This window comes from Nocardiopsis alkaliphila YIM 80379, assembly GCF_000341005.1.
Lineage (GTDB): Bacteria > Actinomycetota > Actinomycetes > Streptosporangiales > Streptosporangiaceae > Nocardiopsis > Nocardiopsis alkaliphila.
In genome coordinates this window covers 40,191-52,720 of sequence record NZ_ANBD01000124.1, presented here as the reverse complement: position 1 = coordinate 52,720, position 12,530 = coordinate 40,191, and the positions used below count along the sequence as shown (strand labels likewise).

Below are 12,530 nucleotides of genomic sequence, written 5' to 3'. Positions count from 1 at the left end.
ACGTTCACCGAGAGAGCCGGAGGCACCGCGCCCCGCCCCGTTTTCGGTCGCCCGATCCACTGCGCCCCATCCTGCCCCTTGAACCTCCGCCTCCAAGCAAGGGGCCCTATCCGGCCTACGTCGGCTAGTTTCGGCCAGACGATTAATCGACATCTGGACATAGAGGACCACCGAAGAACCCCTGGTCACGCGACCGACCCCGAAGAGTGCGGAGAAGTCCTTCGAAAATCTTCGAACACGTCTCCGTAAAATAAGCTTTGAGCTGCCAAAACGTGATCCCTTTGACGTTCGGGGGAATCTACCCTTCACCACCTGTTCGGAAGCGTTTGCCCAAATTCCACGGCGAGCATGTTCCAAGTGAGCGCGAACGGTCACCCGACCGACCTCTTCTCGCGCGACGCCCATCCGCTCCGACCATCCAGCAGAGCCATCACCAGGTCGAAGACCGGAGGAGACCACGACGTGTCCGCCCTTGCGATCGCCCCGACGTTCCTCAACGACTTCACCCGCCTCACGCCCGACGTCCAACTCGGCACCCTGGCCGTGATGCGCGCCTACCAGGCGGGCGAAGACCCCGGATCGGAATCCGTCGCGGGCGCCGCCGATCCCCGGATCCGGGTCGTCGACATCGCCCCCGACTGGTTCGGCGTCATCGTTCCCGACACACGCGTCGCACCGGACGCCCAAGCCGAGGGCCGGGACGCCCATGAGGACGACTCGAACTACCGGCTACTCACCGTGCGGCCACGCGCCGAAGCCCTTAGTTACGCCCGGAACCTGCGCCCGGAGACCTTCACCGCCCCCGGGCCGAGGGTCGCCGACCCCACCCCCGTGGGCCCGCCCGAACTGTCCGATGCCCTCGCAGCGCCGTTCGACCAGTGGCAGATCACCCTGCACCCGGACCAGCAGCGGATCACCGAAGCCCACTTCAACGGATCGGTACGGCTCACCGGTGGCCCAGGGACCGGAAAGACCGTGATGGCGCTCCACCGAGCCGCGCACCTGGCCGAAGCGGACGCCACCGCCCGCCCCGAACAAGACCGTGAATCGATCCTGCTCACCACCTACAACCGGACCTTGGCCCAGACCTTGGCCGAACGGTTGGACCAACTCCTGCCCGATCCCGGAGTCCGCTCCCGTGTCCGGGTGGCCACCATCGACAGCCTGGGCCGTTCCATCGTGCAGTCACGCACCGGCATCGCCCCACGGATGATCGGCCGGGACGAACTCGCCCAGCGTTGGCGGGCGGTCGCCCTCGCCGACGGGCTCCCGTTCTCCGGACGCTTCCTGGTCGACGAGTGGGAACAGGTCATCCTGGCCAAGGGTCTGGAACTGTTGCCCGACTACATTCGGTGCGAACGCAGTGGCCGCGTCCAGCACTTGGCCCCCGAACATCGACGCCAGGTCTGGGAGACGATCCGTCGGTACGTGGGCGCGATGCGTGTGGAGGGGCTGTGGTCCTATACGCAACTGGCCGCCGAGGCCGCCCGCCTGCTCACGCGTTCGGACCCGCTGTACCGGCACGCGGTGGTCGATGAGTCGCAGGATCTGCACCCGACCCAGTGGCGGATGCTACGCGCCGCCGTCCCCGAGGGGCCGGATGACCTGTTCATCGTCGGCGACCCGCACCAGCGGGTGTCCGACGACCGAGTGTCGTTGGCCTCTCTCGGCATCAACGTGCGCGGACGAGGCCAACGGCTCAGGGTCGGCTATCGGGTGACCCAGGAGATCCTCGACTGGAGTACGCCGATCCTGGGACGACGCCCCGCCCCGGGCCCGGCCGACGACGCCGACACCCTCGCCGGCTACCGTTCCCTGCTGCACGGTCCCGCACCGGTGCTGCGCGGTTGCGACGACCGCGCCGAGGAGCTTCAGGCTCTGGGTGAGTGGATACGGGTGTGGTCGGGGGCCGGTGTGAACCCGAGCGAGATCGCGGTCGCCGGGCGCAACCAGTGGGTCGCTCGGGAGATCACCAAGGAGCTGGAGGCGAGCGGGATCGCCACCACACCGTTGGAGGGCGTCAACGGCCCTGAAGCGGTGCGGGTGGGCACCATGCACCGGATGAAGGGACAGGAGTTCCGTTGTGTGGCGCTGGTGGGGGTGAGCGATCACCTACTGCCGCCCAAGGCGGCGATCGAAGCGGCCGACGGTGACCAGGTCGCCCTGGAACACGCGGTCCAGCAAGAGCGGACGCTGTTGTTCGTGGCTTGTACTCGAGCACGGGACGCGCTGTACGTGTCCTACGTGGGTCGGCCCAGTCGACTCATCTCCGATAGTCGGTAGCGGAACCGAAGAAGGTCGGGGGCGCCGCGTGATCGCGACGCCCCCGACCCGAGTCCGGATCCGGGGCTCAAGAACCCCCGCCGGCGTGCTGGGAGTCGAGTCCGGGGATGGTCATCTTGTCGGTGGAGGCCATCGGATCACCGACGTCGACGTCGGTGACGTACATGATCGGCAACAGCAGAGGCGGCGGGAAGTCCGGGGTGAAAGTCAGCGGGATCCCCAGCAAGCGCACGCTCATGCTGGTCACGTGTAGTTCCACGTTGCCGTCCATCCGCATCGTGGGCAGACCCAGCGACATCCGAACTCCGGCGTCGTCGAACCACAGCTCACCGCCGTCCATGTCACTGCGGCTCATGGTGAGCCGCAGGTAACGCCGAGGACCATCGGCGGTGGGGCACTCGACCACTCCCTCATAGCGGGCGCCGAACATGGTGAGGCTGTCGGCGGTCAGCCCCGAGTCACGGACCGAGCCGCGGAAGCAGTCGTATTCGGAGTCGATCATGACCTCGGGATAGGCGCCCTCCTCCTCCGCGGCCTCGCAGGCCAGGACCGCGCGGAGGAATTCCTGCTCGTCGTCGATGACGGCCGAGTCACCGATGCGCAGCTCGCAGTCCTCGGCGTCGGCGTCCTCGGCGTCGAGGTCCTCCTCGTCCTCCTCCCGTTCCTCCTCATCGGTCTCGCCCTCGGGGGTGTCGTCCTCGGGAGCGTCGTCCTCGGGGTCGCTTCCCTGTTCCGGGTCCTCGGGATCCTCCGAAGGACTCGGGGAGGGTTCCTCCTCAGGCGTCTCCTCGGACTGTTCCTCCTCGTCCCCGGGAAAGAGCCAGTCCCAAGGCCAGCCCAGGGCGGGGGCCGGGGCGGAGGCGATGGTGACCGCCACGGCGAGGGGAAGCGCGATCGCGGCCAGGGGGCGGGCGTCCGTGCGCGGATCGTCGACGGTGGTGTCGGCCTCGTCCTCGGAGGTGGTGAGCGAAGGGCCGCCTTCGGTCACGGCGGTCTCTTCGCCTTCGTCGGGTCCTTCGGTCTCCGTGGTCCGGGCGAGGGCCTCGCCGGCCCCGGCCCGGCGGCGACCACGTGGATTTCGCCGGGCGTCAGGGCCCCAGGCGAACACGAGCGCACCACCGACGATACCGAGCAGCATCCCGATGACGAAGCCGCCGAAGTTGGAGGTCACGAAGGAGACCAGCGCGAGCATGAGTCCGACCACGCCGAAGAAGGTGTGCTGGGCCGGCTGCAGCCAGCTCAGCACACCGATCGCGATCAACAGGACACCGATGAGGGTGCCGGAGACCCCGGCGATACCGGCGTAGATGATCAGGTCGATGGGCAGGATCAGACTCTGCGCGGCCGGTGCGACCAGCAGCTCGACTCCGGCCGCCAGGAGGAGGAGTCCGCCCCAGAACGGCCGTGTACGCCGCCAGGCGCGAAACCATCCCCATCCCGCACGGAGCGTGTTCATCACTTGGGCCATGGGCTCAGAAGCACTCGTGGTTACCAGGGCGGATGGCCAGGTTCAGACCGCTCAATCGCAGGGAACCGGAGGTGACCGCCCAGGAGGTCAGCTCCATGTCGGAGACCTCGATGGTGTCGGCCTGAAGCCCGAAACCACCAGCGGGTCCCTGGCCACCGTCGGCCTTGTCGAGAGTGCTGGCGTCACGGCCGATCTCGATGGCACTGAACTCGGCGTTGCCCTGGAGTTGTTCGATGTCGATGACCATCGAGGTGCCCTCGACCGGGGAATCGGCCCCGGCCTTGATCACCAGGGTCGCTTCACCGATGGGCAGGTCCCATAGGGAGGACATGCACAAATTCTTCAGCTCGGTGGAGTCCACGGTGGACAGACCGACCGGACGGGCCGAACCGTCGACCGAATTGGCCACGTCTCCGTACTGGGCGAACCCGGTGCCGGAAAGCTGATCCGCGGACATCTTGAAACTGTCTCCGGAGACCGCGAAGGAGGCAGCGAGCAGACCCTGCGTGGTCGCGCCGCCCAGGACCGCGGCAGCGACGAAGCCGGGCACCGCGAGCAGAGCGAACCTGCGCCAGCGGGTCCCCCCGCCGTGGTGCTCTTCGGGTGCGTCCTGAGATGCCTCGGGCACCTCTTCAGAGGTCTTGGGCATGTCTACCTCCAGAAGGTTCCGCCGTCGGGGGACGGCGTGAGGGAAGGGAGCTTGCGCCGACGCACGCCACGTGTGTTACATGGGACACACCTTACTCGGCGGTAATGAAGAACATTACAATAGTAAATGTCACATTTCTAGATGGCGCAATCATCGTTGCGGACTCGTATCCGGCGCATTACGGGCGTCCGCTTCTGACTGGAGAGAGGCTTCAGCCATGCCCCCTCAGCGCGAGGAAGAGTCCCCCGCCGACCAGAACCCACCCCACGACGGCTTCGACTACGACGTGATCGTGATCGGCTCCGGCTTCGGCGGATCGGTGAGCGCGCTCCGCCTCACCGAGAAGGGATACCGCGTCGGTGTCCTGGAAGCCGGACGACGCTTCACTCCCCAGACCCTGCCCTCGTCCTCTTGGGACCTGAAGAACTTCCTGTGGGCCCCACGGGCCGGCATGTACGGCATCCAGCGCATCCACCTGCTCCGGGACGTCATGGTCCTGGCCGGGGCCGGCGTGGGGGGCGGCTCGCTCAACTACGCGAACACGCTCTACCACCCCATGGATCCCTTCTTCGAGGACCCGCAGTGGCGCCACATCACCGACTGGAAGTCGGAGTTGGCCCCTTTCTACGACCAGGCACGTCGCATGCTCGGCGTACGCACCAACCCCACCATGACCCCCTCCGACGTGCACCTGAAGGCCGTCGCCGAGGACATGGGCGTGCAGGACACCTTCCGGATGACCCCCGTGGGCGTGTGCTTCGGTGATGGTCGGGACGGCTCGGGTACCAAGGCCGCGCCCGGTGAGTCCATGGGTGATCCCTACTTCGGCGGCGCGGGCCCTGACCGCAAGGCCTGCACCGAGTGCGGTGAATGTATGACCGGTTGCCGTCACGGCGCCAAGAACACGCTCACCGAGAACTACCTGTACTTCGCCGAGCGCGACGGGGCCGAGGTCCATCCCCTGACCACCGTCGAACGACTACGCGAACTGCCCGAATCCCAGGGAGGTGGCTTCGCCGTCGATACCCTCCGCACCGACGCGCCCCGGCGCAAGGGGAACGCCCGCACGTTCACGGCCCGCCAGGTCGTGGTCGCCGCCGGCACCTACAACACCCAGACGTTGCTGCACCGGATGCGTGACGAGGGGATGCTGCCGCGCCTGTCCGACAGACTGGGAACCCTCACTCGTACCAACTCCGAGGCGCTGGTGGGCGCCATGAGCCGGAAGGTGCCGGACGAGGACCTCACCCATGGGGTGGCGATCACCTCCTCCATCCACCCCAACGAGAACACCCACATCGAGCCGGTCCGCTACGGCAAGGGCTCCAACGCGATGGGCCTGTTGACCACCATCCAGGTGCCGGGTGGTGGCAGGATCCCGCGCTGGCTGCGCTACATCGGGCTGGCCCTGCGGCACCCCTACGTGTTCGCCCGCAGTTTCTCCAACCGTCGCTGGTCCGAGCGGATCATCATCGGCCTGGTCATGCAGTCCCTGGACAACTCGCTGACCACCTCGCTCAAGCGCGGACCGTTCGGTGGACGCAAGAAACTGACCTCGCGGCAGGGCCACGGTGAACCCAACCCCACCTGGATCCCCGAAGGGCAGGAAGCCGCCACCCGGCTGGCCGAACGCATCGACGGCTATCCGGGCGGCACCCTCGGCGACCCGTTCAACATCCCGATGACCGCGCACTTCTTGGGTGGATGCCCGATCGGGGACAGCCCCGAGAACGGTGTGATCGACCCCTACCACCGGTCGTACGGACACCCGGGGCTGCATGTGGTGGACGGCTCGGCGGTCACCGCGAACCTGGGGGTGAACCCGTCGCTGACGATCACCGCCCAGGCCGAACGGGCGATGTCGATGTGGCCCAACAAGGGCGAGAAGGACACGCGCCCGGTACAGGGCGAGGCCTACCGCAAGGTCGCACCGGTCTTCCCGCACGCTCCCGCGGTCCCGGCCGGCGCGTTCGCCGAACTGCGCTATACCCGGCCCCTGCCACTGACGGTGGTCGATCCGAGTGCGGACGCCAAGGTCTCCGAGACCGCCGAGCCGGACCCCTCCTGAGCCGACCGATCCGGGTACGACCCGAGCGAACGACCCCTGGGCTCGGGTGAGGGGTGGGCCCGGCCCTCAGCGGCGCCGGGAGCCCACCGCGACTCCGGGACCAGGCTCAGGGACGTTCCGCCGAACCCACGTGGTCGCCTTCCTGCTCGGCCTTGATGTGTTCCATGGCCTCGGCGAAATGGTGGCCCATCACGTCGTTCAGGTGGTGGGCCATCTCTTGGGCCAGAACGGCGTCGACGGCCTGTTGGGCCAAGGGGCGCACTCGGCGGACCAAATCGGCGATCTGGGCGACCTCATCGCTGCGGACCACGGTTCCGGGTGCGTACTCGGCGATGATGTGGTCGGAGACCAGGCGGACCATGTGTTCGGAGACGTCGCCGATCTTCTCCCTCAGGTTCTCGGCGATGTCGAGGACGGATTCGACCGTCATCCCCAGCTTGACCAACTCGGCCCCGGCGTGGAGCAGGCGAGGGCTGGGGACCCGGAAACGCAGGCCGTCGCGCTCGAGGAGCCCTAGTTTCAGAGCGCGCCTTATCGTGGCGGGGGTCACCTCCTTACCGAAGAGCTCCCTCAGGTCACCGAGGCCGAGGTAGTCGGCGATCTCGTCACTCCAGGCGTCACCGATCGCGGATTCGAAACCGAGGATCTCCGACAGGTCACCACCGCGCTCCCATACCTGGAACATCTCGCCGATGTTGGCGAAGGTGTAGCCACGGCGAAGAAGCTGGCCGATCAACCGCAGACGTGCCAGATGTGCCTCGGAGTAGATGCCGACGCGCCCTTGGCGTCGAGGTGGGGCGAGCAGCCCTCGATCCTGATACACCCGAACGTTGCGCACCGTCGTTTCGGCGAGCCGGGCGAGTTCGTCAATGCGGTATTCGGCCATGGGACCAGCCTAAGAGGCTGCCGGCCGAGAACATCGAGCGATCATGCCCCGGGGTGGGCGGAGCGCCCAGGGTGGGGGCGTGATCGTGCTGGTCGGGCACGGGGAGGTGTGTTCGTGATCCGAGGGCCCGACCAGGGCAGGACGGCGTCGCCCTTGCCCCCGGCGCTGCCATTGGCGCCAACCCAAGCGCTGGGGGCAAGAGCATCGGGTGCGGGGAGGGCGCAAAGAAGGACAGCGACCAGGAATCCCCGGGCGACCTGCGGACACCCAGAACCTACTCGCGAGTAAATTTCTGACGCCACCCCATTGCATTGTGACAATGCTCGTTGTAACGTTCCGGCAATGACTGTGGAGGAGATCACATGAGGACCCCCCTGCCGCGCCACCTGCGTCGGCTCCCCGGCCAGAACGCCATCGTCACCGGCGCCTCCGGAGCCTTCGGAAGCGCGACCGTGGCGGTCCTGCGCCACCTCGGCGTCAACGTCGTCGGCATCGATCACAAGCCCGCCCCCGGGGTCATCGCCTGTGACGTCACCGACGACCAACAGGTACGCGAAGGGGTCGCCGAAGCGATCGAACGGCTTGGCGGCGAACTGGACCTGCTCATCCACTACGCCGGTGTCGGCCCTTCCGTGGACCTGGGAGAACCACCACACGCCCACGCCCTGCAGGCATTGGAGGTCAACCTCCTCGGTACGTGGCGGGTCACCGCGGCCGCCCTGCCCCACCTGGTGCGCAGCCGGGGTCGAGTCATCGTGACCGCTTCCCTGCTGGCCCACCTCCAAGTACCCCTGGCCGGCGCCTACACCATCTCCAAGCGCGCCGTCTCCGCCTACGCGGACTCCCTGCGCGCCGAGTACGGCACCCACGTCGGCGTCACCACCGTCTACCCCGGTTACGTGGACACCCCCATCCACGAGAGCTCCCGCGCCACCGGCGCCTCCCTCGACGGTCTGGTCCCCGCCGAGACCACGCGCGACACCGTCATGACGGTGGTCCGCGCCGCCGGGGCCGGACGTCCCCCGCGAGACATCGCCTCCACCCCCCTGGGCACCGCCGCCCTGCACCTGACCCGACACTTCCCGGGCACCACCGAACAGATCGTGTCGCTCCAACTCGGACTACTTCTCACCGACGGCACATTCGCCGACGCGGAGATCGCGCGGGGGCTGCATTCGCGCCACGGCACCCCGCACGCCCCGACCACCCTCTCCTGAAGGAGGAACCGGATGACCGCCGAAGCCGCAGCCAAACCCAAGACCACCGACCGCGAGGACATCGCCAAGCGTCTCCTGCGCGGTTCCGCCAAGGCCTCCTATGACCCGCTCGTCGAGATCGACTGGGACGCCCCCGTCGACCCCGACATGTGGGCGATCCGTCCCGAGCGCATCTCCCTCTACGGCACCTACCTGTGGGATCGGCTGAGTGACGCCCAGCGCAAGGAACTGTCCCGGTTGGAGGTCGCCAGCATCGCCACCATCGGCATCTGGTTCGAGACCATCCTCATGCAGATGCTGGTCCGGCACACCTACGACAACGACCCCACCACCCTTCACGTCCAGTACGCCTACACCGAGATCGCCGACGAGTGCCGGCACACGGTCATGTTCGCGAAGATGATCGAGAAGCTGGGCTGGGAGGCTCACCGGCTCGACCCGGTCGCCCACCAGCTCGGGCGACTCTTCAAGACGATCGCGCACGGCCCGCTGATCTTCGCCGGTGCCCTGTTCGTCGAGGAGGTCCTGGATCAGTTCCAGCGTGAGGCCATCCCGGACGAGGAGGTCCTCCCGCTCGTGCGCGCGGTCGCGCGGATCCACGTGACCGAGGAGGCCAGGCACATGCGCTACGCCCGCGAGGAGTTCAAGCGCGACTGGCCTCGACGTGGTGCCCTCAACAAGGCCTACAGCCGCATCGTGCTGGGCCTGGTCACCTACTACTCCGCGACCCGCCTGATCAACCCGAAGGTCTACGAACAGGTCGGTTTGGACCCCAAGGAGGCCTACCGGGTCGCCAAGGGCAACCCCCGCTGGATCGAGACCAAGACCTGGGCCTCCCGAAAGGTGGTCGACACCCTGGAGACCGCGGGCGCCATCTCCGGCCTGGGCAGGTACTTCTGGAAGAAGGCCGGTCTACTCGGCCGCTGACCTTCCCCGCCACGGCCCGGGACCACGATGGTCCCCCGAGAACACCGTCGTCGGAAGGCGAAACGCGCCACGTCTTGCGACGACGGTCCCAACGTCGGGGCCCGAGGGCGAACGCGCCACGTCCTCGGGTCCCGGCACCTCTCCCCGGACGCGGAACGCACCGTGACTCCGGGGCCATACTTACCGGTCGGTAGAGTTTTATCGCCCCGATCGTGCCCTACGAAGGGAAGAGCAACGTGACCGAAGCAGTGCCGCACTACCGGGTGGCCGTCATCGGCTCGGGTTTCGCCGGGATCGGCATGGCGGTCCGTCTCAGGCAGGCCGGGCTCAGGGACTTCGTCATCCTCGAACGGGCCGACGCCCTCGGTGGGACCTGGCGGGACAACTCCTACCCGGGCGCCGCCTGCGACGTCCCCTCCCACCTGTACTCCTTCTCCTTCGCGCCCAATCCGCACTGGAGCCGGACCTTCTCCCCCCAGCCCGAGATCTGGGAGTACATGAAGCGGGTCGCCGGGGAGCACGGCATCGACGATCACGTGCGCTACGGCAGCGAGGTCACCGCGGCCCACTGGGAGCCCGACCGCAATCGATGGCGGCTGGAGACCACCGGTGGCACCGTCACCGCCCAGTTCGTCGTGAGCGGCGCCGGCCCGCTCGCCGATCCCTCCCTCCCCGACATCAAGGGGCTGGACACCTTCGAGGGCAAGCTCTTCCACTCCGCCGAGTGGGACCACGAGCACGATCTGGCCGGACGCAGGGTCGCGGTGATCGGCACCGGCGCCTCCGCCATCCAATTCGTGCCACGGATCCAACCGAAGGTGGACAGGCTGACCCTGTTCCAGCGCACCGCTCCCTGGGTGATGTTCCGTCACGACCGCGACATCACCCGTCTGGAGGGATGGCTGTACCGCAACGTTCCCGGGGCCCAACAGATCGCCCGCAAGAGCATCTATTGGGGTCGGGAGACCTACGTCCTGGGGTTCGCCAAGAACCCCAGGTTCCTCGGCATCGTGGAACGCCTGGGCCGAGCCAACATCGCCCGCAGCATCAAGGACCCCGAACTGCGCCGCAAGCTCACTCCGAACTTCCGCGCGGGGTGCAAACGCATCCTGATGTCCAACGACTACTATCCCGCCTTGGCCCGCCCCAACGTGGACGTGGTCACCGACGGCATCGTCGAGGTACGTCCGAATTCCGTCGTCACCCGTGACGCCTCCGGCGAGATGACCGAGCACGAGGTGGACACCCTCATCCTCGGTACCGGTTTCCACGTCAGTGATCCGCCCATCGCTCGCCGCGTGTACGACTCCCAGGGGCGATCGCTGGCCGAGTACTGGGGCAGCGACGCACAGGCCTTCCGTGGCACCACCGTCCACGGATACCCGAACCTGTTCGTGCTCGCCGGACCCAACACCGGCCTGGGACACACCTCGCAGGTGTTCATGATCGAGGCCCAGATCCGATACACGATGCAAGCGCTCAAGTTCGCCTGCAAGAACGGGTTCGACCGACTCGAACCCCACGCCGAGGCCCAGCGTTCCTACAACGAGATGGTGCACCGGTCGATGCGGGGCACCGTATGGGTCACCGGTGGCTGCGACAGCTGGTACCTGAACGAGGAGGGACGCAACACCACCCTGTGGCCCACCTTCACCTGGAGCTACGCACTGCGTACCCGCTGGTTCGATCCGCACAACTACGACCTGCGCCGCATCCCCTCGACCGAGAAGCACGGCGTTCCGGCCTGACGAAGGAGTAACACCTTGAGCGGGTTCGACGATGACGAAGAGGAATACCAGGGCACGGTGACGGTCCTGTTCTCCGAGGAGGCCACCGAAGGGGTCCAGGTCCGGGCCCATCTGGCCGGCCACTTCTCCCCCCTGACGGGTGACTACAGGTGGACCGGCCGTTTGGCCGCCAACCCCGACCTCACCAAGGCGTACGAGGACGGAGCGCGAACCGTGGTGGTGCGTACCCCGGACGGACACGAAGGGGTGGGTGCCTTGGACGCCCCCAACCTGTGGGGCGGGCACCCGATCAAAGGCTCGGGCACCCCACCCTTCGCCGTTCCCCACATCGTCCTCGAAGAGGATTGACGACCGAGGAGAGAAGCGACCCCCGATGGCCACACCACACCTGCACAGAGCCCAAGAACTCGATGTCCGTTCCGCCGATGGCACCCGACTCCACGTGGAGGTACGCGGTCCAGGCGATGGTCCGACCGTGGTCTTCTCACACTGCTGGGCGACCTCCCTGGCCTCCTGGGGACCGGTGGTCCGCCTCTTGGACCCCGGCCTGCGTGTGGTCCTGTACGACCAGCGCGGCCACGGCCGTAGCCAGACCCCCCTCACCCGCGCCGGATACGGCACCGAGAAACTCGCCGACGACCTGTGCGCCGTCTTGGAGGCCACCGTTCCCGAGGGCGAGAAGGCCGTGGTGTCCGGACACAGCATGGGCGGAATGACCATCATGGCCTCCGCCCCCCGCAAGACCTTCCAAGACAGGGTGGGCGCGGTCCTGCTCACCAACACCGGATCCACCGACCTGCCCGCCAGATCCACGGCGTTCCCCCTGCCGGGGCCTCTGGGCGCCCTGGGCGCGAAGGTCTTCCTGACCGCGTCGCTCCCCCTGGGCCCGCCCGGTCCGGTGAGCGCGAAGGTCCTCAAGTTCCTCGTCCTCGGCAAGAAGGCCGACGCGAGGACCGCACGGCTGTGCGACAGGCTGGTCCACGATTGCGGCAACGTCCCTCGCGGGGAGTGGGGCCGGGTCATGACCACCCTGGACCTGGACGACCACGTCCGCCGGATCACCGCACCCACCGTGGTCGTCGGTGGCTCCGAGGACAAGCTCACCCCGCTCTGGCACGCCCGGCACCTGGGCGAACTACTCCCGAACTGCGAGGAGGTCCGGGAGCTCCCTGAACTAGGACACATGGGCCCCTTGGAGGCTCCGGACACCCTGGCCGAACTGGTCGGCGAACTCGCCATCACCCACTTGAGGGTCTGATTCCCTCACTCGGGTGAAACCGTAGG

The 12,530-nt window shown here is 67.5% G+C and carries 10 protein-coding genes; 7 read left to right on the top strand and 3 right to left on the bottom strand.

All coding sequences use genetic code 11. The features are described 5' to 3' along the window. Positions 1-462 precede the first annotated feature (462 nt). Entirely contained in the window at positions 463-2,283 is a 1,821-nt protein-coding gene (locus D472_RS0117530) for a UvrD-helicase domain-containing protein (protein WP_026117812.1), read from the top strand. Between the two features lie 67 nt (positions 2,284-2,350). On the opposite strand, the gene D472_RS0117525 is transcribed toward D472_RS0117530, so the two are convergent. Beyond that, the gene (locus D472_RS0117525) at positions 2,351-3,751 is read right to left on the bottom strand and encodes a DUF6114 domain-containing protein (RefSeq protein ID WP_017605774.1); all 1,401 of its coding nucleotides are present in this window, start codon (positions 3,749-3,751) and stop codon (positions 2,351-2,353) included. A 4-nt stretch (positions 3,752-3,755) separates the two neighbouring features. Next, positions 3,756-4,400, bottom strand: coding sequence for a DUF6230 family protein (locus D472_RS0117520; RefSeq protein ID WP_017605773.1), 645 nt, complete (start codon positions 4,398-4,400; stop codon positions 3,756-3,758). A gap of 217 nt (positions 4,401-4,617) precedes the next feature. Here D472_RS0117520 and D472_RS0117515 point away from each other — a divergent pair, with 217 nt between their 5' ends. Beyond that, on the top strand, positions 4,618-6,468 hold the full coding sequence (locus tag D472_RS0117515; protein ID WP_017605772.1) for a GMC oxidoreductase: 1,851 nt from the start codon (positions 4,618-4,620) through the stop codon (positions 6,466-6,468). Between the two features lie 106 nt (positions 6,469-6,574). On the opposite strand, the gene D472_RS0117510 is transcribed toward D472_RS0117515, so the two are convergent. Continuing rightward, positions 6,575-7,354, bottom strand: a complete 780-nt coding sequence (locus D472_RS0117510; RefSeq protein ID WP_017605771.1) for a MerR family transcriptional regulator — start codon at positions 7,352-7,354, stop codon at positions 6,575-6,577. A gap of 362 nt (positions 7,355-7,716) precedes the next feature. On the opposite strand from D472_RS0117510, the gene D472_RS0117505 reads away from it, so the two are divergent. From D472_RS0117505 to D472_RS0117485, 5 genes are all read left to right on the top strand, one after another. After that, entirely contained in the window at positions 7,717-8,571 is an 855-nt protein-coding gene (locus tag D472_RS0117505) for an SDR family NAD(P)-dependent oxidoreductase (protein ID WP_017605770.1), read from the top strand. 12 nt (positions 8,572-8,583) lie between these two features. After that, positions 8,584-9,498 carry an AurF N-oxygenase family protein gene (locus tag D472_RS0117500; RefSeq protein WP_017605769.1) on the top strand — a complete coding sequence of 305 codons (915 nt, stop codon included), beginning with the start codon at positions 8,584-8,586 and terminating at the stop codon, positions 9,496-9,498. A gap of 236 nt (positions 9,499-9,734) precedes the next feature. Further along, positions 9,735-11,246: a flavin-containing monooxygenase gene (locus D472_RS0117495; RefSeq protein WP_026117811.1), complete on the top strand. Its 1,512-nt coding sequence runs from the start codon at positions 9,735-9,737 to the stop codon at positions 11,244-11,246. Between the two features lie 15 nt (positions 11,247-11,261). Continuing rightward, positions 11,262-11,594 (top strand): DUF4873 domain-containing protein, encoded by a 333-nt coding sequence (locus tag D472_RS0117490; protein ID WP_017605767.1) that lies wholly within the window; start codon positions 11,262-11,264, stop codon positions 11,592-11,594. Positions 11,595-11,619: 25 nt separating this feature from the next. After that, the gene (locus D472_RS0117485; protein WP_017605766.1) at positions 11,620-12,504 is read left to right on the top strand and encodes an alpha/beta fold hydrolase; all 885 of its coding nucleotides are present in this window, start codon (positions 11,620-11,622) and stop codon (positions 12,502-12,504) included. Positions 12,505-12,530: the final 26 nt, after the last annotated feature.